Here is a 21,953-nt window from a genome sequence, read left to right on the forward strand (position 1 = left end):
GCTGCTTTCCTGCTATCGTTGCCGGATAACAGAACAAGGTGGAAGGAACGCGCCATGACCTACCTGCTGGCCCTCGACCAGGGCACCTCCAGCTCCCGCAGCATCGTCTTCGACGAGCACGGCTACGCCGTGTCCAGCGCCCAGGCGGAGTTGCCCCAGCACTATCCCCAGCCGGCCTGGGTCGAGCATGATCCGCTCGATATCTGGCGCAGCCAACTCGAGACCGCCCGCCAGGCACTGCGCCAGGCCAGCCTGGACGCCAGCCGTATCCGCGCCATCGGTATCACCAACCAGCGCGAAACCACGCTGCTGTGGAATCGCCATACCGGCCAACCGCTGCATCGTGCCCTGGTCTGGCAGGATCGCCGTACCGAAGCCTTCTGCGCCGCACTGCGCGACCAGGGTCAGGCCCCTCTGATCCGGGAAAAGACCGGCCTGGTGCTCGATGCCTATTTCTCGGCACCCAAGCTGCGCTGGCTGCTGGACAATGTCGCCGGTGCGCGGGAAGCCGCCGAACGTGGCGAACTGGCCTTCGGCACCATCGATACCTGGCTGATCTGGCAACTGACGCAAGGCCGGGTCCATGCCACCGATGTCAGCAATGCTTCGCGCACGCTGCTGTTCGATATCGAGCGCAACGACTGGAGCGACGAACTGCTTGGCCTGTTCAACATCCCGCGCAGCGTGCTGCCCGAAGTCAGGCCCTCGGCTGCCGACTACGGCACGACTGCGCCGGAACTGTTCGGCCAGCCCATCCGCATCGCCGGGGTCGCCGGCGACCAGCAAAGTGCCCTCTTCGGCCAGGCCTGCCACAAGCCAGGCCAGGTCAAGAATACCTATGGCACGGGTTGCTTCATGCTCATGCACACCGGCGACCAGCGGCATACGTCCAGGCATGGACTGATCACCACCCGCGCCGCCCAGCCCTCGGCCGATGCACAGTACGCTCTCGAAGGCAGCGTTTTCATCGGCGGTGCCGTCGTGCAATGGCTGCGGGATGGCTTGCGCTGCATCCGCGCCAGTACCGAGATCGAGGCGCTGGCCGCCAGCGTGCCCGACAGCGATGGCGTGGTGTTCGTGCCGGCCTTCGGCGGACTGGGTGCTCCCTACTGGGAACCCGAGGCGCGTGGCACCATCACCGGCCTGACGCGGGGTGCCACGGCGGCTCACATTGCCCGCGCAGCACTGGAAAGCATCGCCTTCCAGAGCACGGCCCTGCTGCGCGCAATGCGCCAGGACGCCGAACAGCAGGGCCTGGACATCCACGAACTACGGGTCGATGGTGGTGCCTGCGTCAACAACCTGCTGATGCAATTCCAGGCCGATCTGCTCGGCATCCCGGTGGTGCGTCCGGCCCACATCGAGACCACTGCGCTCGGTGCTGCCTATCTGGCCGGCATCGGCTCGGGGCTGTATCTCGACCTGGACACCATCGCCGCACGCTGGCGCACAGATGCCGTCTTCACACCCGCCATGTCGCGAGACCAGGCCGAAGGCCGCATGGCTCAATGGGAACACGCCGTGCGCCAGGCGACGGCACGCTGACCGGGAGAACACGATATGGACATGAGCCAACTGGCCCTGACGGACAGCGTACTGCTGCTCGCCGCCGCATTGGCCGGCGGCCTGCTGAACGCCATCGCCGGCGGTGGCAGCTTCCTGACCTTCCCCGCACTGGTCTATATCGGCGTGCCGCCCGTCGCCGCCAACGCCACGGGCACGCTGGCGCTGCTGCCCGGCTACCTGTCGGCCACCTATGCCTTTCGCAACCACATGGCCCCGCCACCGGGCATGTCCTGGCTCGGGGTACTGGGCATCTCGGCGCTGGGCGGCGGGCTGGGGGCTGCGTTGCTGGTCATCACGCCCGATGCCGGCTTCCAGCGTATCGTGCCCTGGCTCCTGCTGGTCGCCACCGTCGCCTTCGCGGCCAGTGACTGGCTGCTGGGGCGCATCTACCGGGCAGGTCGCGCAGTGCCGGCCGTGGTGGCCCGCGCCGTGCTGTTCGGCGTCACGCTCTATGGCGGTTACTTCAACGGTGGCGTCGGCATCCTGTTGCTGGCGGCCCTGGGCCTGGTGGGCATGCGTGACATGGGCATGGCCAATGGTGCCAAGAACCTGGTGTCATTCGTGCTGACCCTGATCGCCGTCATCCTGTACGCTCGGGCCGATGTGCTGGTCTGGTCCCTGGCCCTGCCGATGATGCTGGCCGGTATCGTCGGCGGCCTGCTCGGCGGTATCCTGGGACGCCGCCTGCCCCGACGGCTGGTGCGTGCCGTGGTCATCCTGACCGGTGCCATCATGACGGTAGTGTTCTTCCTGAAAGCCTGAAACACGATCGGTTTCACTCTCACGCGCCAGGCAATTGACCCTTGCCCTGTGCGCAGTAGAATGAACGTCCACATGCTTCTGGAGCGTCAATCATCATGCCGTTTCATACTCGACTGCCGCGTTCCATGCCCTATCTGTTCGTGCCCGCCCTGCTGCTTGGCGGGCTTGCGCCAGCCGCCGCGCAGACTACCGGATCTACAGCAACCGCCGCCGCGCAGCGCGATGCCCAATACGAACAGGACGCCGCATATTGCCACCAGAACAGCCAAAGCGTCGACCTGCAGGCCTGCCTGCGGGAAGCCGCCACGATGCAGGCCGAGCGCAGGCGCAACGCCGCCTCGCCCGCCGCACCTGCGGCAGACAACGACAATCCTGATGTGTACATGCGCAATGCGCTGCGCCGCTGCCAGTGGCAACCCGCATCCGAGCGCGCGGCCTGCGAAGCCCTGATACGCAACCAGGGCGATGTGGCGGTACAGGGCAGCGTACTGGAAGGCGGCCAGATGCGGATGATCGCCATCCCGCAAGCCCCCCAGATGCCGACAGACCCACAGCAGGCCACCCCGGACGGCACGGCACCGTATCCGGTAGAAACGGACCGGGAGCCCTACGCGCGGCCGCTGCCGCGCTGATCCCGCCAGCGGCTACTGCGCTGCCTGGCTGGCTCGCTCCAGCCGGCTATTGAACATATCGAGCGGCATGGCACCTGCCACGCGGGTGCCATCCTCGAAGAATACGGCAGGCGTGCCCCGGATATTGAGTGTCCGGGCCAGCGCCGTCCAGTCCTGCAGTGGCGCGTCGCAACTGGCCTGGGCCGGCGTGCGCCCCTTGAGCATCCACTCGTCCCAGACCTTGCCCTGATCCTTGGCACACCAGACATTGGTAGCCTTGGTGACGGAATCAGGCCCCAGGATGGGCAGCAGGAACGTATGGATGGTCAGGTTATCGACCTCCTCGAGCGTCTTGCGCAGGGCCTTGCAATAGCCACAGTTGGGATCCTCGAAGATCGCAACCTGACGGGAGCCGTCACCCTTGACCTGGCGAATCGACAGTTCCGTCGGCAAGTCACTGAAGTCGATGGCACTGAGGGCTTCCTTGCGCGCACGGGTGACGTCCTCGCGCGTCTTGGCATCGATCAGCGAACCGTTCAGCACGAAGTTGACCTCGGGATCGACGTAGACCAGCTCATCATCGAGCTGGACTTCATACAGGCCATAGGGCGTCGGGTTCACGGCCGTGGCCTTCAGGCCGTCGAAGCGGGCCTCGAAGCGCTGCTTGACAGCCTCGGCCTCTGCACCGTCTACAGCGGTAGTGGCGGCCCAGGCCGCTGGCGCGGCCAGCACGCCCATCAGCGACAGCGCGCAGGCAGCGGCCACCCTGGTCAGACGCCGTGCATGATGCAGGCCGGTCGTAAGGCGGCCGGAACGGCCCATGTCATGTCTATGCATATCCTGTCCTTGGCTTTTATGTCCTGTCCGCCCGGCGTCAACCCTGGCCGGCGGCATTGTCGATGAGCGCCCGCTTGATGAACGGCAAGCGTTCGACCAGCTCCATGCCCTGGTTGCGCAGCCAGACCAGCGGCACCTGCTCCGAAGAAAACAGACTGTGCAGTCCGTGCGTGGCCAGCTTCATGGCGCGCAGCGGTGCTGCCCGTGCCCGGCGATAGCGACTCAATACTCTTTCGTCTCCGGCATGCCGGAAAGGTTCCCGACCTGCCACGGCATCGACCAGCGCACGGACATCGCCCAGCCCCAGGTTGAGACCCTGGCCGGCCAGCGGATGCACGCGATGCCCGGCATCGCTGACCAGGGCCAGCCCCGGCCCGGTCATGCTGCTGGTCTGTTCCAGGAACAGCGGAAAGCCATGCACCCCGCTGCGTACCCGCAGATGACCCAGCCGACCTGAGGTCAGCACCGCCAGGCGCTCGGCCAGGAAGGTCTCCTGCTGCGCCTGCGGCCAGTCCAGCAGGGCACGGGCCTGATCCTGCGGCATGGACCAGACCAGTGACACCAGGTGGCGACCTCCGCGCGTATCCGGCAGGGGCAACAGGGCCACGATGCCCTCCTCGGAAAACCACTGACAGGCCACGCCCTGATGCGGCAGTTCGGCCTCGAGATGGGTCACGATCCCCATTTCGCCATAGGTGTGGGAATCGACCGCCAAACCGGATGCCGCCCGGACGGCCGAGCGCGCGCCATCGGCGGCCACCACCAGGTCGGCCCGCAATGCCGGCCCCTGGTCGAGTTCGAGAACCGACGCCTGACCGTCATGGTGCCAGCCGGTGCAACGCCTGTCGTGCCAGCTCAGGCCCGACATCAATGCCGCCTGCGCCAGAGTGCGTTCGAGCAGCCCTGCCTCGACGATCCAGGCCAGCGCGGGCCGGGCCGCCTGCCAGGCTTCCAGCGTGACCTTGCCCTGCTGGTCGCCATGCACTTCCATGGCCTGTACCGGCGTGATGCGGTTGGCAGGCAACACATCCCAGACGCCCAGCCCTGCCAGGAAAGACTGGCTTTCCGGCGACAGCGCATAGACACGCGGGTGATACTCATCCAGATCAGGCGGCTGCATGTCGGGACGTGGCCCGACCAGCGCAACCTGCTGCCCACGGCGCGCCAGCGCCAGGGCTGTCCCCAGCCCGGCAATGCCGCTGCCGGCCACCAGAATCGAGGTTTTTTTCATGTCAGCCAACCCTCATCGTGCCGAAGGCGTGCCCGCAGCACGGGGCCAGAGCACCCACATGCGGCCGTTCTGCTTCATGCGGCCGGCGATATTGCCGGCCTCTTCGCCGTAACCCCAGTAAAAGTCGGCACGCGCCGCCCCCTTGATGGCCGCCCCGGTATCCTGGGCGAAAACCAGCCGGTTGAGCGGACGGGCGTCGCCCGGCCAGGTCGTCGACAGGAACACAGGCGTGCCCAGCGGCACGAACTGGGTATCGACGGCAATCGACCGGCGCTCAGTGAGCGGCAGCGAATAGGCCCCCTTGGGGCCGGCTGCCTCGTCGGCAATCGCCTCTTCGCGGAAGAAGACCACGGCCGGATTGACGCTGAGCATTTCCTCGACGCGGTGCGGATTGTCGCGCGCCCAGGCGCGGATACCCTGCATCGAGGCCTGACCGGCAGTCAGCTCGCCCTTCTGTATCAGCCAGCGGCCGATCGACTGGAACGGCTGACCATTGTGATTGGCATAGGCCAGCCGGATGGTGCTGCCAGCGCCCGGCCCATCGGCCAGATAGGCACGGCCCGACCCCTGGATCTGCAGGAAGGCGGCATCGACAGGGTCGTTGACCCAGACAATCGCAGCCGGCTGCCGGCCGGCTGACTGCAACTGCACGCGCGTGTCGTAGGGAACGACACGATTGCCATCGAGCTTGCCGCGCACACGCTTGCCGGCCAGTTCGGGATAGAGCCCGCCCAGATCGATGGTGAGCAGGTCATCCGGCACGGCATACAGCGGCCACTGGAACTGTCCGCCACGCTGGCGCGAGGCCACGACCAGAGGTTCGTAGTAACCGGTGACCGTATTGGTAGCAACCTTGCCGCCCGCATCGTGCAAGCGCCAGGGACGCAGGTGCTGCTGCAGGAAGGCGCGCACCTGGGCCGTCGAGGCCGCACCGGGCTGCTGTGCCTGGCGTTGCGCAGCCGCGCAGACAGGTTGCCAGACCGGCGGCGTGGCGCGCGCAGGCAGGGTCAGCCCGCCGGAAATCGGGCGCATCAGCCCCTGGCAGTTGAGCAGGAAAGCCTGCCAGACCTGCTCCAGCTCATCAGCCTGCCAGCCCGGCATCTCGGACCAGTCGGCGGCCACGAAACGACCCGCCAGATTGCGGGCCGGGCTGTCGGGCAGCGGTTGCGTGGGCACCGACAGGACACTGCCCGGCACCGGGGCCGAGGTGGACGGCGACGTGGAGACGGTGCCGCCACTGTCGGTCGCCGGACTGCCCGGCTGGGCAGGGCCATACGACACCGTGGTACAGGCGGCCAGCCAGCCGGCCATGGACAGCGTCGCCAGACGCCTGATGCAGGATAATGCGTTGTATTTCATGAATGAATCCGCTCAATGCAGCACATTGGGCACTGCCAGGACAAACTCGGCGATCGGCACATCGAACGGGATGCCGTTCTCGCCGACGCAATGATAGGCACCGCGCATCGTACCGACAGGGGTACGCAACGGACAGGCGCTGGTGTATTCGAAGACTTCGCCAGGGGCCAGCAACGGCTGCTTGCCGACCACGCCCAGGCCGCGCACTTCCTCGACCCGCTGGTCGGCATCGGTGATGATCCAGTGCCGGCTGATGATCTGGGCCGGCTGCGATCCCCTGTTGACGACCTGCACCGTGTAGGCGAATACATACTGGGGCTGGGCAGGATCGGATTCGTCGGGCAGGTATTGCGGCACGACCGTGACGCTCAAGTCATAGGTTTTCACGGAACAGCATCCCCATGGCGCAAAGGCAAACTACAATGATGACATAGATTCGTCCATTTGCCTTTGCCGACTCCCACCCGCCATGTCAGTTATTGCAACACCCCAATCCCTGCCGCCCGCGCGTATCGCGCCGAGCATCCTGTCCGCCGACTTTGCCTGCCTGGGCGAAGAGGTCCGCAACGTCCTGGCTGCCGGTGCCGACTGGATTCACTTCGACGTGATGGACAACCATTTCGTCCCCAACCTGACCATCGGCCCAATGGTGTGCGAAGCCATCAGACCGCACGTCGGGCAGGCTCCCATCGACGTACACCTGATGGTCGAGCCGGTCGATGCGCTGGTGCCGATGTTCGCCAAGGCAGGTGCCAGCCTGATCAGCTTTCATCCCGAAGCCTCGCGCCACGTCGATCGCACCCTGAGCCTGATCCGCGATCACGGCTGCCAGGCCGGACTGGTCTTCAATCCGGCCACGCCGCTGGACTGGATGGATCACGTCATGGACAAGCTCGACCTGGTACTGCTGATGTCGGTCAATCCGGGGTTCGGCGGCCAGAAGTTCCTGCCCTCGACCCTGCCGAAGCTGCGTGCCGTACGCCAGCGCATCGACCAGTGGATACAGCAGGGTGGCCAGCCCATCGCGCTCGAAGTCGATGGTGGCGTCAAGGCCGACAATATCGCTGAAATCCGTGCTGCCGGTGCAGACACATTCGTGGCCGGCTCGGCCATCTTCGGCCAGTCCGACTACGCAGCCAGCATCTCGGCCATGCGCGCCGAAATCCTCAAAGCTGACAGCCTGCAAGCCTGAGACGTCGACGATCCCTGCAACCTGACATGCCAACTGCCCGAGCGCCAGTTTTCCCTGCCATCATCCTGCCAGCCGAGGACAACCACGGACATGACCGACTCCCTCTCCGCCATCCGCGCCGACGCACAGACTGACCATGCCGATACGGGCAGCGGCATCCGTGCCGTGCTGCTCGATCTCGACGGCACCCTGCTCGACACCATCACCGACCTGGCCGTGGCAGTCAACGCCATGCGCACCGATCTCGGCCTGCCCACCCTGCCGCAGGACCTGATCGCCACCTATGTCGGCAAGGGTGCAGAAGACCTGGTTCAGCGCTCACTGGACAGCGGCCTGGAAGCCGAGCATCAGGCCGATGCAGCACGCCAGGCTGAAGGGCTGGCACTGTTTCAGACACACTATGCCCGCGTCAATGGCGAACAGGCCCTGCCCTATCCTGGCGTACTGGACGGGCTGGCAGCCTTGCAGGCAGCGGGCCTGAAACTGGCCGTGGTCACCAACAAGCCGACGGCCTTCACTTTGCCGCTGCTGGAGCGTACAGGCCTGACGCACTGGTTCGAGGTCATCGTGAGCGGCGACACCTGCCCCCGCAAGAAGCCCGATCCCATGCCGTTGCAGCACGCCTGCGACCTGCTCGGCATCGCCCCCGGCGAAGCCGTCATGATCGGTGACTCGGTCAATGATGCCCTGTCGGCGCGTGCCGCCGGCATGCCGGTGCTGATCCTGCCCTATGGCTACAACGAAGGCCACGATGTCGCCACGCTGGACGCCGATGCCGTGATTCCGTCGCTGGAAGCCATTGCGGGCTGGATTTCGCAGCGATCAGGCCACCCGAAGTAAACCTCGCTCAGGCGCTACGCAGCCGCAATCGCCTGTACCCGAGCCATCCGCACGGCATCCTTGATCGCACCACCATCGCGCCCGCATTGCCGGGCGATGGCCCCGGCATCGACCTGCCGGGCCGCTGCCAGTGCGCGCTGCCATGCAGCCAGATCAACTGGCAGGCAAAGTGCGGCCGCATCCAATAACTGTTCGAAACGTGCCGGCTTGCGCAGGGCATCGCCGTACTCCATGATCCGCCACTGTTGCTCAGGCATACCTGAGGTCGGCAAGTCTGCCAGCACGGTCTGCAGCAGACGGGCCATATCTGCGCACTCGGAAGGCACCCGCAGGCGTGCACTCAGTGCAGCCACATCTGCGGCCCCGCTCACCAGCAACGCATAGCGGGAGGCCTGCGGCAGGCCTGCCTGTGCGGCGACATCCAGGATCTGCCATGCAGTGGTCTTCGCAAGATCATCTGCGATTGCAACCATCGTGCCAGCGCTGCCAGGCGTACCCAGTACGGCGTCCTGCAGCTCAACAGCCCTCAACGGTTCCACTGCCTTCTCGCCAGACTGCCACGGCAGCACAGGCCTTCCCAGCCCCGGCATGATCCGCTCAAGCGCGCCCACCTGCGCAAGCAGGGCCAGCATGCGTGCCGGCCGGGCCGACATCAATCCGCGCGACAATTCCTGCCAGACCCGTTCCGGCACCAGGGCATCGACTTCGCCCTCATCAACCATGCGCCGGCACAGCGCCAGGGTTTCGGGGGCCACCGAGAAATCGACGAAACGGGCCATGAAACGGGCCAATCGGAGAATGCGTACCGGGTCCTCCATGAAGGCCTCGCCCACATGCCGGAAAATCCGGGCCTCGACATCGGCCGCGCCGCCCAGCGGGTCATACAACTGACCATGCATATCGCGGGCAATGGCATTGACCGTCAGATCACGTCGGCGCAGGTCATCGGCCAGCGACACATCAGTGCCCGTATGAAACGTGAAGCCACGGTAACCACGCCCGGACTTGCGTTCGGTACGGGCCAGCGCATATTCCTCATGTGTCTGCGGATGCAGGAAAACCGGAAAATCCCCGCCCACCGGCAGAAAGCCCCGACGCGTCATCTCTTCGGGGGTCGTGCCGACGACGACCCAATCATGATCGCCCGGTTGCAGCCCCAGCAAGCCATCACGCACCACACCGCCCACGGCATAGACCTGGAGGCCGACCAACGGGTCGGCCTGCATGGATGCCTCGGTCACGGCAATGCCACCGTTGTTTGCGTCGAAGGTTCGATATAGCCCAGGCGGGTCTTGAGCGACTGCGGCTGGCCCGAGAACAGTGCGGCATAGTAGACCGCATTGGAGAGCACTTTCTGGACGTAATCGCGGGTTTCGGTAAACGGGATGGTCTCGGCGAAGATCGCCCCTTCGACACGGTGCGTCAGGCTGGCACGCCAGCGCACGGAGCGTCCGGGACCGGCGTTGTAGCCGGCACTGGCCAGCACCTGCGAACCCCCCAGGTCTGTCAGCACCATGTTGAGATAATTGGTGCCCAGCAGCGTATTGACATCGAAGTCATTGACCTTGGACGGGTGAAAATCCGACATGCCGATCTTGCGGGCCACCCAGCGGGCCGTGGCCGGCATCAATTGCATCAGGCCCGAGGCACCCACCGTCGAGCGCGCATTGCTGACAAAACGCGACTCCTGGCGGATCAGCCCGTACACCCAGGCCGGATCGAGGTCGATCTGGCGAGCCTGGGCCGTGACGCGCCCCTCGAAGGGCGCGATGTAGCGCTGGTTGAAATCAAACTGCCCCTGCGTCAGTTCGGACGTGTTGACGACACGGTCATAGATGCCTTCCTGACGCGCGTACTCGGCGGCCGCCAGCAACTGGCGATCGTTCATGCCGCGCAGCGAGAAATTCCATTCCGGCACGGCTTCGCGCCGCCAGCCCTGGTGGAACAGCGACACGGCGCGGCGCAGCCCCGGATGGGATTGCGCCTCGGCCAGTTCCTGCGGAGACACAGGTGCGGCGCGCTGGGGCGGCGCAATGGTGCGCCCCAGTTCTTCGGCCGCCAATTGCCCATAGAAACCGAACCGGTCGGCAATGCGGGCGTAGGCAGCCTGGGCCGCCTGGGTCTGCCCCTGGGCCGCCTGCCCGCGCGCGCGCCAGTAGATCCAGTTGTCGGCTTCGCGCTCATCTGCAGGCATGGCATCGATGGCCCCCATCACCCAGCCCCAGTCGATGGTCGGCTGGCGCAGCGCGGCGCGCACGCGCCAGGCCTGGTTGTAGGGTGCGATGCGGGCTTCCAGACCGGCCTCGCGATACCAGTCGTGGGCACGCGGGTCCAGGTTGAGCGCCGCAATCAGGGCAAACTGGCTGCGCAGCCAGGCCAGATCGGTCTTGGGCAGATGAGCCGCCCATTGATCACGCAGGTAGGTATCGCCAACATCGCGGTCCTTGCGGGCCAGTCGGGCCAGCGCAATCAGCACCAGTTCGCGATCCAGGGCGCTGGCAGCCGGACGAGGCTGCAGCGCCAGCCACTGCATCGGTTCCTTGAGAATGGCATCGTAGGTCTTGAGCCGCTCGGCATCGAACAGATAGCGGGCATAGCGCCGCGCCTGCGGCAGCTCGTTGACCTCGATGGCATCACGCAAAAGCGTCGTGAGATGTGCGTTTTGCACAACGCCGGCCGATACCAGCCGGTTCATCATCGACCAGCAGGCATTGCCGGGCCGGTGTGCCGCCAGCGCCTCGCTGGCATTGACCGCTTGCCCGGTCGCCTGCGCCGCCTCGATCCGGGCGCACTGCACCTGCGCATCGTTGACCTGATGCACATCGAGTTGCAGCGCCTTGCTGTAGTTACCCAGCCGCACCTCGGCCAGCACCCAGTCACGCAGGATGCGATCAGCCACGAACGTACCGGGATAGCGCTTCAGGAACTCGCTGGCCTGCTCTTCGGGCAAGGGTGCCCGCTGCGCCAGACGACTGCGCAGCCACCAGTACTCGACATAGATCTGCAAGGGATCACCCTGCGCCGCCTGCAGGGCCGTATCCAGCTTTGCCTGCTGCTTGCGATCATAGGCCTCGCGGGCCTGGATCACGACCTCGGAAATCTGTGCCGCCGGCACCGCCGTGGACATGGGTGCCAGCGTAGGATCGAGCGACGCCAGTTGCTGCGCCTGCACACTGCACGCCAGCCCCAGGCCGGCCACAAGATGCGCAGCCAGCGCCATGGCCCTGCGCGGCATACCCGGCACGGCGGATTTCTGATACCGTCTGGTCTTTGCCCCGAACTCCATGGCACCTCCACGATCATGAATACCTGCAACACCGCACAGGATAACGCAGACACGCTGCGAAAGCGATTGCGCGACGCCCGCGCCAAAACCACGTCAGAAGAGCGCAACAACAGCGGCCTGCGTATCCGCGCACGCCTGCACACCTGGCTGGCGATACACCTGTCGGAACGCCCCGAAGACAGCCCGCCGCCGGTGATTGCCGCCTACTGGCCCCTGGAGCTGGAGCCCGACCTGCGGCCGCTGCTGCGCAAATGGGACCAGGAAGAAGGCCATACGCTGGCCCTGCCGGTCATCGACCAGCCCGGCCAGCCGCTGCGCTTTCGCCAATGGACAACGGATACGCCCATGCAGGCAGGCCTGCACGGCATCGAGGAGCCGGCCGAAGGCCAGTGGCTGACGCCCGACATCATCCTGGTGCCGACGCTGGGCTACACCCGCGAGGCCGACCGGCTAGGCTATGGCGGCGGCTACTATGACCGCACCCTGGCCGCATTGCGCGATGATGGCCACGCCTTCGTGACCATCGGCGTGGCCTGGTCGATCGGCGAGTTCAAGCGCAAGGATCATCCGCCTGCCGATCATGACTTCAGGCTCGATGCCATTGCCACCGAAGCCAAATGGGTGCCCGAGGCACCCTGACAGCCCGGCATCCTGCCGGGGCGAACGGCAAGCGCCCCGGACAGCGCCAGGTGAGCAGACGCTCCAGTCAACGCTCGATATCACCCGCCGCAGTTTCAAAAACCTGCCACATCGCATCGAGCCGCCGCTCGAACTTGTCCGTTCCGCCATAGATCAGCTCGGACTGCAGCGCATCGATCAGTCCCATATAGGTCAGCGTCAGCGTTTCAATGGACAGACCGCGACGGTTCCCGGCCAGCGGAGAACCCTTGATCGCCGTACGGATGATGTCTTCAAGACTGTCCATGAAGACATGCATCGGAGCCATCACCGCATCATAGATATGCAGGGGGGGAGCCAGCAGCGCCTTGAACCAGAAGGCCACATGCTCGGAATTTTCATACCGCGTGCGAATGTCCTGCAGGTAGGCCCGCAATTGCCCGACGGCCCCCTGGCCACCATGCAGCACCTGGCCGGCATGTTCCAGCTCGGCCTCCACCAGCCTGGGGATCAGGCTGAGATACAGCTCATCCTTGCTCTGGAAATGCGCATAGATGGAGGGCTTCTTGATACCGACATCCGCAGCGATCTCGGCCAGCGACGTCGCATCGAACCCCTGCCTGGCAAAGCGGGCCAGTGCAGCATCCTGCAGGCGAATGGCGGTCATGGTCTATCCGGTGGCGATGAAAGCGGCCATCGTAGCATGGCCCTGCCACCCGCCCGAACGGCCGGCCCAGCCTGTTGGCCAGGCCAGTCATCCGGCCTAGAACGAGGCCGTTATCCGGGCGTAATAGGCGCGGCCGCGTTCGTTGTACGTATAGGCCCCGGCATCCTCGGCATTGCCCCCCCGGTAGAGCCGCTTGTCGAACAGGTTGCTGATCCCGAAACGCAGGCGCAGATTGGAATTGACGACGTAGCCGGCACTGACACCCGCAATGGCATAGGGACTGATGCGCTCCTGATTGCTCATCTCCCGCCCCGTCTGGGCCAGCGAAGGCGGCGTCTGCACACCGTACCAGGTCAGCGTGGCCCCCAGCGACAGGCGCTGATTGACGGACCAGTCCAGCGTGGAGTTGAGCGTGAACTCGGGAATGATGCTCAGCGGCTCGCCCTTGAAGCGTCCCGAACGACGCTCGGCATCAATCATGTAGGTCAGGTTGTTGTTCCACTCCACGGACTCGCCCAGCCGGAAATACAGATTGCCTTCCAACCCCTGCACCAGTGCCTTGCCGGTATTGGTCCATTGGTAGACCTGTGAACCGCCGATGGTGCCCACACTGGTCGTGCCGGCATCCACCTTGTTCTTGTAGTCATTGCGGAAATACGCCACGCTGAAGCGCCAGTCGCCCGGATCGTAGGACACCCCGATTTCCTTGTTGATGCTGGTTTCGGGCTTGAGATCCGGATTGCCGACCAGGTAGCACGGGCCATTGCCCATCCAGCATCCCATGCCCCGGCTGTTCAAGACGTAGTTCTCGGTCGCCTGGTAGAGGTTGGGCACTTTGTAGGCTCGGGCAATGCCACCCTTGATGGACCAGGCCGATGTCAGCCAATACTCCGCATTCAGGCTGGGGCTCCAGTTGGAACCAAAGGTATCGCTGTGGTCGAAGCGCATGCCCGGTGTCAGCGTCAGGTTCTCACTGGCCTCGATGTTGCTTTCCACGTAGATGGCCTGGCTCGCCTGTCTGGCCCGGGTCGCGCTGCCCTGCTGGGCATTCAGGCTATCGCGCATGCCCCCCGGATCGTTGAGCGATTCGCGTAAATACTCTGCCCCTACGGTCAGCACCTGTGCCACATCCGCCACGGCAAATGGCACATTGACTTCGCCACGCAATTGCACCGTGCGCAAACGGGCCGTATCGAACACGCCCAGATCATCACCGCCACTGCCGGGAGCCCCTTCCACCGAACCCGACAGGCCTTCACGCTGGCGATGGTTGCGGGTGACATCATAGGCCGCGCTCAGCAGGGAGTCGCCCCAGTCGTATCGTCCCCGATGGGTCAGCGACACCGCCTGGCGATACATGACATTGGTTTCCGAGTCATACAGCCCATCGATCCCATCATCGTGCCAGAACGGTGAATCGCCGGCATAACGGTTTCCCTGGCGGGAATAGCTGGTTTCCAGGTCAAAAGAATGTGCGCTGCTCGGCTTCCAGGCCAGCAGCACATTGGCATCCTTGTTGACCACCCCTTCGCGGCCATTGGCAATCGCATGGCGGAAGCGATTGTTGTACCCCGCAGCCATGTTCAGCGAGTCCGGGTCGGTATGATTCCAGTTGGCGTAGGCACGGATGCCCAGCGTCTCGGTGATCGGCGTGCTCAGGCTGAGATTGACCCGGTTGGTCGCGCCTTCCTTGCTGTCGTCAGGCTGGTTGGTGTAGTAGGTGACGGAACCGGTCGGCTTGTCCGCCACGCCCTTGGTGCGGATGCTGACCACGCCCCCCATGGCACCCGAGCCATAGCGCGCCGCAGCCGGTCCACGCAGGACTTCGACGCTTTCCACCATTTCCACGGGGACCCAGTTGGTATCACCCCGCGAGTCTCGGTCACCACCCCAGCCATAGCGCACGGCGTTGCGTGAGCGCACCGGTACGCCATCGATCAGGATCAGCGTATTCTCCGGCCCCATCCCACGGATATCGATCTGGCGATTGTTGCCCCGGATGCCCGACCCACTGGTGCCCGTCAGATTGACCCCCGGCTGGCGGCGGATGATGTCGGCCAGATCATTGGCCGGCGGCGTATTCTCGATATCCTGGCTGGTAATGACCGACACGCCCAGCGCCTGCTTCATCTGCTCTTCGGCGGTCCCCAGCACCTGGACCGAGTCCAGCGAATGCACTGCCTGCTCATTCTGAGTCTCCTGGGCCTCGGCGCGGCTCCATGGACTGGCCACGACCCCGAGCGCCAGCATTACCCAGATACTGGTATGCAACGATCCCCCTTGTATCGCAGCGGCACGATTCCTGTTTTTCTGCACAACTGGCTCCTCAAAACTAACTACCGTACGTTAGAAAACCTAACGGACGGTAGTTTATTGGGTATGGTTTTGATTTGCAACATCAGCAACGCCAGTGACTCAGTCCGAGCACCTGAAAGGTGCTGCGGACTACCTGCAGAAGAAGGGGGCATCGACCCTAGAACGTATCCCAGTCATCCGCCTTGTCGGCCGCAGCCCTGGGCGTGCTGGTCTTGTCATGCGCAAGCGCAGCAGCCGGTCGCGCCTTGGCAGGGGCTGTTCTGGCGACCGGTCGGCGCACCGGTGCTGCCGTGCGACCCGATGACTGAATACGTGCGGCAGGCCGTACCTGCACAGCATCAGAGGTACCGGTCACGCCAAGGCGAAATACACTGACCAGTTCGACCAGCCGCGCAGCCTGCTCATTGAGGCTGGCAGCAGCGGCAGCAGACTGCTCGACCAGTGCGGCATTCTGCTGAGTGACCTGATCCAGCTGATTGACGGCATCACCGACCTGGGAAATGCCCTGCGTCTGTTCATGCGTAGCGGCCCCGATCTCGGCAATCAGGTCGGCAACGCGCTTCACCTGGTCAACGATCTCGCTCATCGTGGAGCCCGCTTCGCCGACCTGCTGCGCGCCATCCTCGACCTTGGAAACACTCTCGCCGATCAGGTCCTTGATCTCCTTGGCGGCCTGGGCCGACCGTTGGGCCAACGTGCGCACTTCGCCAGCCACCACGGCAAATCCTTTGCCCTGCTCACCGGCACGCGCGGCTTCCACGGCGGCATTGAGCGCCAGGATATTGGTCTGGAAGGCGATCGAATCGATGACGCCGGTGATATCGGCGATCTTGCGGGAACTGGCCGTGATGGCTTCCATCGTCCGCACGACGTCGCCGACGACTTCGCCGCCGCGCACCGCTGTCGTACTGGCCGAGTTGGCCAGTTGCGCCACGGTATCGACCGTATCAGCATTCTGGCGAACCGTGGAATTCATCTGCTCCATCGCTGCAGCCGTCTGCTCCAGGCTGGACGCCTGTTCTTCGGTACGCTGGCTAAGATCAGCGTTGCCACTGGCGATTTCGCTGGAGCCAGTCGCAATCGATTCACTGCTCTGGCGCACCTCGCCCACGACCTGGGCCAGGCTGTTGCGCATTGCACGCATGGCGGCCAGTACGCTGGTCGTATCACCGGCATGCACCTCGACCTCGATCGCCAGGTTGCCCTGGGCAATATCCTGGGCAATCCGGGCCGCATAGACCGGCTCGCCACCCAGTTGTGTCTTGATGCGACGGGTAATCGTCCAGGCCACCACGCAGCCCAGCAAGACCGACACGATCGTCAGCACCAGCAGGATCACCAGCGCCTGATGCAAATCCCGCTCGGATTGTGCCGACGTACCGAGCGTAACCCTGCTCTGATAAGCGATCATGGCATCGACGGCATCGAAATAGGCCACCTGCACGGTACGCAGCGGTCCCGCAATCAGGCCGCGGGCACCTTCGGCATCGCCTGCCATGATCCGCTGCCACGCCTTGTCCGATACATCCAGGTAGGCAGGCCGGGTCTGTTCGATCCGGCCCAGCAGGCCCGAAGCCTCGGCCACTTCACGCTGGTCGATGCCGGGCAGCGAAGCAGCGCCATTGACCAGGCGGCGGAAGGTTGTCAGGATTTCGGTATTGCGGGCGGTCGCCTGCTCGAGGCTGCGCACATCGTCGGCACGTCCGCGCAGCGCGGCATCGACCGCACCATCACGCAGCAACCGGGCCCTCAGATTGGCGTTGTTCTTGACCTCCTGCAGCATGTTGAGGTCATTGAGCCGTGCCTGGGTCAGGCCTTGCAGGTCGTTGGCGGCATCCAGGCGCAGGGCCGCGAATGCCGCCACCAGCACACCCACCGCGATCACGCCTGCGAATCCCACGGCAAGAAGCCGACCCAGTTTCATGTTTGCAAAGACACGCATCACACCTTCCCCTGGCCGTGGCTGCGCCATCAGCACATTTTGGTTGCATCAAAAAAATTATCTTACATTTTACATGCAATAACCCGACAGAATATGACATAAGGCATACCCGAAAAGAAACCGGATATGCCAGTCAAACGCTAATTCTCGAGCCCCAGTCCGCGCCAGATATCCAATACCGGGTCGGCCTGATTCAGCGTATAGAAATGCAGCCCCGGCACGCCGGCATCGAGCAGGCGCCGGCACATGTCGGTGATCACCTCGGTACCGAACGCCTTGATCGAGGCGCGGTCATCGCCATACTCATTGAGCCGCAACTTGATCCAGCGCGGGATCTCGGCACCACACATGGCCGAAAAGCGCGACAACTGGCTGTTGTTGGTGATCGGCATGATGCCCGGGATGATCGGAACATCGACGCCAGCAGCCCGGGCCCGGTCGACAAAGTCGAAATAGGCATCGGCATTGAAGAAATACTGCGTGATCGCGCCATCCGCACCGGCCCTGACCTTGGCGGCAAAATGTGCCAGATCCTCGCCCGGTCCTGCAGCCTGGGGGTGCATCTCGGGATAAGCGGCCACTTCGATATGGAAAGCGTCGCCGGTTTCCTCGCGGATGAAAGCCACCAGCTCCGCCGCATAACGCAGTTCGCCCGCCTCCGGCCCCATGCCCGACGGCAGGTCGCCGCGCAAGGCCACCACGCGCCGCACGCCCTGCTCGCGATACGACTGCAGAATCTGGCGCAGATCATCACGGCTGGAGCCCACGCAGGACAGGTGTGGTGCCGCATCGCAGCCGAAATTACGGAACGTGCCGACCGTACGGGCAGTACCCTCACGGGTGGACCCGCCGGCACCGAACGTGACGCTGACGTAACGCGGATGCACGGCCAGCAACTGTTTGGCCGTGCGTACCAGCCGCTCCTGGGCGGCCAGGTCGCGCGGCGGGAAGAACTCCAGACTCAGATCGGGCTTGGTCATAGGAAAAGAGAAAAAGTTATGCGTTTACCAGGTTCGAAAGCAGACCCGAGATCAGGCTGTACAGGATGGCACCGGCCACTGCCCACCAGAAACCGTTGACCTGGAAACCCTTGAGGATCGAACCTGCAAACCAGAACAGCAGCGCATTGAGAACAATCAGGAACAGCCCCAGCGTGACGATCGTGATCGGCAGCGTCAGGAAAATCAGCACCGGCTTGACCAGCGCGTTGAGCAACCCCAGCACCAGCGCGGCGATCAATGCCGAGCCGAAGCTGGCGACCGCGATGCCGGGCAGCAGATAGGCAACGGCCAGCAGCGATACCGCATTCAGAATCCATACCAGAATCAGCGTCATGAGAGATCTCCTGTAGGTCAGACAGCGCAAGTGCAGCCTGTCGCGACAGCGTAACGGCAGGCCAAATGGAACGCAACAAAGGCCGGCGTACTGCGCCGCTGCAGTTGCCCCTCCCGATTCGGACGGGTGCAGCGGCGGTCGCCAGCCCGCCGCATCAATAGCGGTAGTGGTCGGCCTTGTAAGGCCCCTTGACCGACACACCGATATAGGCGGCCTGTTCGGGCGTGAGTTCGGTCAACTGCACGCCGAGCTTCTTGAGATGCAGGCGGGCGACCTTTTCGTCGAGGTGCTTGGGCAGGATGTAGACCTTGCCCGACTCGTAGGCTTCGCCGCGCGTGAACAGCTCGATCTGAGCGATGGTCTGGTTGGTGAAGGATGCCGACATCACGAAAGAGGGGTGGCCGGTGGCGCAGCCCAGGTTGACCAGGCGGCCCTTGGCCAGCAGGATGATGCGCTTGCCATCGGGGAAGATCACGTGATCGACCTGCGGCTTGATTTCTTCCCACTGGCAGTCTTCGATGGCGGCCACATCGATTTCATTGTCGAAATGGCCGATGTTGCAGACGATGGACTGGTCCTTCATCCGCTCCATGTGCTCGCGACGGATCACGTTGTAATTGCCGGTGGTGGTCACGAAGATATCAGCCTTGTCGGCTGCCTCTTCCATCGTCACGACCTTGAAGCCTTCCATCGAGGCCTGCAGTGCGCAGATCGGATCGATCTCGGTCACCCAGACCTGGGCGCGCAGCGCGGCCAGCGCCTGAGCGCAGCCCTTGCCCACATCACCATAGCCGGCCACCACGGCGATCTTGCCGGCCACCATCACATCGGTGGCGCGCTTGATGCCGTCGACCAGCGACTCGCGGCAACCGTACAGGTTGTCGAACTTGGACTTGGTGACGGAGTCGTTGACGTTGATGGCCGGGAAGGCCAGCTCGCCCTTCTGCGACATCTGGTACAGGCGGTGCACGCCGGTGGTGGTTTCCTCGGTCACGCCCTGGATCTGCGCCAGGCGGGTCGAATACCACTTGGGATCACGCGCCAGGGTTTCGCGGATGGCGGCAAACAGGACTTTTTCCTCGGCACTGCCGGGATTGGCCAGCACGGACGCATCCTGCTCGGCGCGCGCGCCCAGATGCAGCAGCAGCGTGGCGTCGCCGCCATCGTCCAGGATCATGTTGGCATGGCGGTGGTCGGGCCAGTTGAAAATTTCGTGGGTATAGCGCCAGTAGTCTTCCAGCGTCTCGCCCTTGACGGCAAACACCGGCGTACCGCTGGCAGCGATGGCGGCAGCGGCATGGTCCTGGGTCGAGAAGATGTTGCACGAGGCCCAGCGCACTTCGGCACCCAGTGCCTGCAGGGTCTGGATCAGCACAGCCGTCTGGATGGTCATGTGCAGGCTGCCGGCGATGCGCGCACCCTTGAGGGGCTGGCTGGCGGCGAACTCTTCACGGGTGGCCATCAGGCCGGGCATTTCGGTTTCGGCGATCGCGATCTCGCGACGGCCCCATTCGGCCAGGCCGATGTCGGCGATTGTGTAGTCAGTGAAATTGGCGGTTGCTGCTGCGGTCATGGTGTCGTTCTCCGGACGGGAGCACACAGAACGGGCAACCGCGCATTGCGCGTCTCACCTCGGCCTGTCTGCACAGAAAATGAGGTGAGCGTCGTTGCTGCCGGCAGTATTGCACTGCCGGTATGGAATCCGAGCCTGGCGGGCCTGTGCCCGTCGCAACGCTCCTCGGATTCTTCAAAGCGAGAGGCATTGTACCTGCAATATTTTTATCAAGGAACCTGCGCATCGATACATGGTCTATCTACACAGCCCCCCCTGCCGCTCATTGACAATTCTCGCTGCATTGACAGTCCTTGTCGTGACACGACAGACTGTGCTGCCACAGAATGCGGCGAACATCTGTCACCCAACCCACCATTGCCGATGCCTACATCCGACCTCCTCAACGCGTGGCCCGATCTCAATGATCTCAAATTTGCCGTCGCCGTCGCCGATGCCGGTGGTTTCTCTGCAGCAGCACGCCTGCTCGGCGTCCCCAAGTCACGCCTCAGCCAGCACATTTCCCAACTGGAAACCGAGCTCGGCATGCGCCTGTTCCAGCGCACCACACGCCACTTCTCCATCACGGAAGCCGGTGACATCTTCCTGGCCAATTGCAGGAGCGTGCTCCAGCAGGCCCAGAACGCACGCGACATCATGACCGCCCTGCAGCGTGAGCCGCAGGGCTTTGTCCGCCTGAGCTGCCCGCCCTCGTTCGCCCAATCCATCATGCCGCGCCTGCTGGTCGAGTTCATGGAGCAATACCCGCGTATCCAGGTGCACCTGCGCGTCAAGAGCGGGCATTTCGACCTGCTCAGCGAAGGTTTCGACGTGTCCATCCGTGTCCGCAGCGAGCTGGATACCGACCATGATCTGGTCGCACGCATCTTTGGCATTTCCCAACCCATGCTGATCGCCAGCCCCAAGCTATGGGATACGCATGCGCGAATCGATTGCCCCGAGCAGTTGGCCAACTTGCCTTTTCTATCCATGGTGGACGCCGAAGAGCGGCGCAACATCCCCCTCTCAAAACAAACAGACACGGTCAATATCAACGTGTCTCCACGCCTGGTATGCAGCGATTTCCACATTTTGCAGGAAGCGGTATGCGCCGGTCTGGGAGCTGCCGTCCTGCCGGACATCATCGCCATACCACTCCTTAAAGCAGGGCACGTCGAGCCGCTGCTGCCTGAGTGGTCATACCCCCGCAATATCGGCCACTTCGTCTATCCCACCCGACGCGGCCTGATGCCAGGCGTGCGCGCACTGGTCAATTTCCTGGCGCAACGCCTAGTACACCTGCCTTTCTGAAAATAAAGACAGGCCATCCCCTCGCTTGATCTTTATCAAGCAAACCGCTCTCCCTCCTCCAGCCCATCCCGACAGAACGCACCGGAAAAATCCGGTCGTTCTGCATGCCATTTTGGCGTTGCGCACCGTGCCGCAACGCTTCCCATCCCTTTTCTCACCCGATTTCGACTAACGGGGACAGAGCCTGATCGCAAGCGTTCATGGCACCGAACAATCTGTTCAATCCTTGGCCATACCCCCGCGAAATCCGATCCGCTATATTTTTAAAAACCACACAAAGACTATGGATTTGATTGGAAAGCCCTATCGATATTCAAAAACGAAACAGACAGGAGACCTGACATAAAGAAGTGATTGAAAAAGCAGACCAGAAAAGCATCCAACGCCATATATAAGATTCAAGCAGCAGAGACACCATGACATTATTTGATCTCAAGCAGTTCGGGATTGACCTCGATTTTCCCTTCAAGAGCAAGTACGAGAACTACATTGGCGGCAAGTGGGTGGCCCCGGTATCGGGCAACTACT

19 protein-coding genes and 1 riboswitch are annotated in these 21,953 nt (G+C 63.7%); of the genes, 7 read left to right on the forward strand and 12 right to left on the reverse strand.

What is annotated here, in order from left to right; genetic code table 11:
- The first annotated feature begins 54 nt into the window (after positions 1 to 54).
- The 3 genes from glpK (at position 55) to ABN482_RS10105 (ending at position 2,960) form a co-directional block, all read left to right on the forward strand.
- Positions 55 to 1,545: a glycerol kinase GlpK gene (gene glpK, locus ABN482_RS10095; protein ID WP_349503868.1), complete on the forward strand. Its 1,491-nt coding sequence runs from the start codon at positions 55 to 57 to the stop codon at positions 1,543 to 1,545.
- 21 nt (positions 1,546 to 1,566) lie between these two features.
- Positions 1,567 to 2,328, forward strand: coding sequence for a sulfite exporter TauE/SafE family protein (locus ABN482_RS10100; protein WP_349503869.1), 762 nt, complete (start codon positions 1,567 to 1,569; stop codon positions 2,326 to 2,328).
- A 95-nt stretch (positions 2,329 to 2,423) separates the two neighbouring features.
- Positions 2,424 to 2,960, forward strand: coding sequence for a hypothetical protein (locus ABN482_RS10105; RefSeq protein WP_349503870.1), 537 nt, complete (start codon positions 2,424 to 2,426; stop codon positions 2,958 to 2,960).
- 12 nt (positions 2,961 to 2,972) lie between these two features.
- Here ABN482_RS10105 and ABN482_RS10110 read toward each other — a convergent pair whose 3' ends face one another.
- The 4 genes from ABN482_RS10110 to apaG are packed head-to-tail and all read right to left on the reverse strand — an operon-like array spanning position 2,973 to position 6,753.
- Positions 2,973 to 3,776: a DsbC family protein gene (locus ABN482_RS10110; RefSeq protein WP_349503871.1), complete on the reverse strand. Its 804-nt coding sequence runs from the start codon at positions 3,774 to 3,776 to the stop codon at positions 2,973 to 2,975.
- A 37-nt stretch (positions 3,777 to 3,813) separates the two neighbouring features.
- The gene (locus ABN482_RS10115) at positions 3,814 to 5,007 is read right to left on the reverse strand and encodes an FAD-dependent monooxygenase (protein ID WP_349503872.1); all 1,194 of its coding nucleotides are present in this window, start codon (positions 5,005 to 5,007) and stop codon (positions 3,814 to 3,816) included.
- A gap of 12 nt (positions 5,008 to 5,019) precedes the next feature.
- Positions 5,020 to 6,342, reverse strand: coding sequence for a murein transglycosylase A (mltA, locus tag ABN482_RS10120; RefSeq protein ID WP_349503887.1), 1,323 nt, complete (start codon positions 6,340 to 6,342; stop codon positions 5,020 to 5,022).
- 36 nt (positions 6,343 to 6,378) lie between these two features.
- The gene (gene apaG, locus ABN482_RS10125; RefSeq protein ID WP_109063166.1) at positions 6,379 to 6,753 is read right to left on the reverse strand and encodes a Co2+/Mg2+ efflux facilitator ApaG/CorD; all 375 of its coding nucleotides are present in this window, start codon (positions 6,751 to 6,753) and stop codon (positions 6,379 to 6,381) included.
- Positions 6,754 to 6,835: 82 nt separating this feature from the next.
- Here apaG and rpe point away from each other — a divergent pair, with 82 nt between their 5' ends.
- A complete protein-coding gene (gene rpe, locus ABN482_RS10130; protein WP_349503873.1) occupies positions 6,836 to 7,558 on the forward strand; it encodes a ribulose-phosphate 3-epimerase in 723 nt (240 codons plus the stop codon).
- Positions 7,559 to 7,648: 90 nt separating this feature from the next.
- A complete protein-coding gene (locus tag ABN482_RS10135) occupies positions 7,649 to 8,398 on the forward strand; it encodes a phosphoglycolate phosphatase (protein WP_349503874.1) in 750 nt (249 codons plus the stop codon).
- 14 nt (positions 8,399 to 8,412) lie between these two features.
- Here the strand turns inward: ABN482_RS10135 and ABN482_RS16480 are convergent, their stop codons facing one another.
- A complete protein-coding gene (locus ABN482_RS16480; protein ID WP_502877276.1) occupies positions 8,413 to 9,624 on the reverse strand; it encodes a tRNA nucleotidyltransferase/poly(A) polymerase-related protein in 1,212 nt (403 codons plus the stop codon).
- 11 nt (positions 9,625 to 9,635) lie between these two features.
- Positions 9,636 to 11,684, reverse strand: coding sequence for a lytic transglycosylase domain-containing protein (locus ABN482_RS10145; protein WP_349503875.1), 2,049 nt, complete (start codon positions 11,682 to 11,684; stop codon positions 9,636 to 9,638).
- A gap of 15 nt (positions 11,685 to 11,699) precedes the next feature.
- On the opposite strand from ABN482_RS10145, the gene ABN482_RS10150 reads away from it, so the two are divergent.
- Positions 11,700 to 12,323, forward strand: a complete 624-nt coding sequence (locus ABN482_RS10150) for a 5-formyltetrahydrofolate cyclo-ligase (protein WP_349503876.1) — start codon at positions 11,700 to 11,702, stop codon at positions 12,321 to 12,323.
- A gap of 67 nt (positions 12,324 to 12,390) precedes the next feature.
- Here the strand turns inward: ABN482_RS10150 and ABN482_RS10155 are convergent, their stop codons facing one another.
- From ABN482_RS10155 to ahcY, 6 genes are all read right to left on the reverse strand, one after another.
- Positions 12,391 to 12,969: a TetR/AcrR family transcriptional regulator gene (locus ABN482_RS10155; protein WP_349503877.1), complete on the reverse strand. Its 579-nt coding sequence runs from the start codon at positions 12,967 to 12,969 to the stop codon at positions 12,391 to 12,393.
- Positions 12,970 to 13,065: 96 nt separating this feature from the next.
- Entirely contained in the window at positions 13,066 to 15,240 is a 2,175-nt protein-coding gene (locus tag ABN482_RS10160; protein ID WP_349503878.1) for a FepA family TonB-dependent siderophore receptor, read from the reverse strand.
- Positions 15,241 to 15,442: 202 nt separating this feature from the next.
- Positions 15,443 to 17,227 (reverse strand): methyl-accepting chemotaxis protein, encoded by a 1,785-nt coding sequence (locus ABN482_RS10165; RefSeq protein WP_349503879.1) that lies wholly within the window; start codon positions 17,225 to 17,227, stop codon positions 15,443 to 15,445.
- A gap of 140 nt (positions 17,228 to 17,367) precedes the next feature.
- Positions 17,368 to 18,207: a methylenetetrahydrofolate reductase [NAD(P)H] gene (gene metF, locus ABN482_RS10170; protein WP_349503880.1), complete on the reverse strand. Its 840-nt coding sequence runs from the start codon at positions 18,205 to 18,207 to the stop codon at positions 17,368 to 17,370.
- 16 nt (positions 18,208 to 18,223) lie between these two features.
- Positions 18,224 to 18,562, reverse strand: a complete 339-nt coding sequence (locus ABN482_RS10175) for a phage holin family protein (protein ID WP_109063175.1) — start codon at positions 18,560 to 18,562, stop codon at positions 18,224 to 18,226.
- 154 nt (positions 18,563 to 18,716) lie between these two features.
- Positions 18,717 to 20,135: an adenosylhomocysteinase gene (ahcY, locus tag ABN482_RS10180; protein WP_349503881.1), complete on the reverse strand. Its 1,419-nt coding sequence runs from the start codon at positions 20,133 to 20,135 to the stop codon at positions 18,717 to 18,719.
- Between the two features lie 79 nt (positions 20,136 to 20,214).
- Positions 20,215 to 20,308, reverse strand: a riboswitch (S-adenosyl-L-homocysteine riboswitch).
- A gap of 190 nt (positions 20,309 to 20,498) precedes the next feature.
- Between ahcY and ABN482_RS10185 the strand changes: the two genes are divergently transcribed.
- Complete coding sequence (locus ABN482_RS10185) at positions 20,499 to 21,425, forward strand: LysR substrate-binding domain-containing protein (RefSeq protein ID WP_349503882.1); 927 nt, start codon at positions 20,499 to 20,501, stop codon at positions 21,423 to 21,425.
- The last annotated feature ends 528 nt before the right edge of the window (positions 21,426 to 21,953 follow it).

It is taken from the genome of Corticimicrobacter sp. (assembly GCF_040137905.1).
In the GTDB taxonomy this organism is placed as follows: Bacteria; Pseudomonadota; Gammaproteobacteria; order Burkholderiales; family Burkholderiaceae_B; genus Corticimicrobacter.

Excerpts from the sequence above, each read along its gene's own strand:
- ABN482_RS10150 (WP_349503876.1), top strand. The coding sequence starts at position 11,700 with ATGAATACCTGCAACACCGCACAGGATAACGCAGACACGCTGCGAAAG.
- glpK (WP_349503868.1), top strand. The coding sequence starts at position 55 with ATGACCTACCTGCTGGCCCTCGACCAGGGCACCTCCAGCTCCCGCAGC.
- rpe (WP_349503873.1), top strand. The coding sequence starts at position 6,836 with ATGTCAGTTATTGCAACACCCCAATCCCTGCCGCCCGCGCGTATCGCG.
- ABN482_RS10100 (WP_349503869.1), top strand. The coding sequence starts at position 1,567 with ATGAGCCAACTGGCCCTGACGGACAGCGTACTGCTGCTCGCCGCCGCA.
- ABN482_RS10110 (WP_349503871.1), bottom strand. The coding sequence starts at position 3,776 with ATGCATAGACATGACATGGGCCGTTCCGGCCGCCTTACGACCGGCCTG.
- ABN482_RS10135 (WP_349503874.1), top strand. The coding sequence starts at position 7,649 with ATGACCGACTCCCTCTCCGCCATCCGCGCCGACGCACAGACTGACCAT.
- ABN482_RS10165 (WP_349503879.1), bottom strand. The coding sequence starts at position 17,227 with ATGCGTGTCTTTGCAAACATGAAACTGGGTCGGCTTCTTGCCGTGGGA.
- ABN482_RS10145 (WP_349503875.1), bottom strand. The coding sequence starts at position 11,684 with ATGGAGTTCGGGGCAAAGACCAGACGGTATCAGAAATCCGCCGTGCCG.
- ABN482_RS10115 (WP_349503872.1), bottom strand. The coding sequence starts at position 5,007 with ATGAAAAAAACCTCGATTCTGGTGGCCGGCAGCGGCATTGCCGGGCTG.
- ABN482_RS10105 (WP_349503870.1), top strand. The coding sequence starts at position 2,424 with ATGCCGTTTCATACTCGACTGCCGCGTTCCATGCCCTATCTGTTCGTG.
- ABN482_RS10185 (WP_349503882.1), top strand. The coding sequence starts at position 20,499 with ATGCCTACATCCGACCTCCTCAACGCGTGGCCCGATCTCAATGATCTC.
- ABN482_RS10175 (WP_109063175.1), bottom strand. The coding sequence starts at position 18,562 with ATGACGCTGATTCTGGTATGGATTCTGAATGCGGTATCGCTGCTGGCC.
- ABN482_RS10155 (WP_349503877.1), bottom strand. The coding sequence starts at position 12,969 with ATGACCGCCATTCGCCTGCAGGATGCTGCACTGGCCCGCTTTGCCAGG.
- ahcY (WP_349503881.1), bottom strand. The coding sequence starts at position 20,135 with ATGACCGCAGCAGCAACCGCCAATTTCACTGACTACACAATCGCCGAC.
- metF (WP_349503880.1), bottom strand. The coding sequence starts at position 18,207 with ATGACCAAGCCCGATCTGAGTCTGGAGTTCTTCCCGCCGCGCGACCTG.
- ABN482_RS16480 (WP_502877276.1), bottom strand. The coding sequence starts at position 9,624 with ATGCAGGCCGACCCGTTGGTCGGCCTCCAGGTCTATGCCGTGGGCGGT.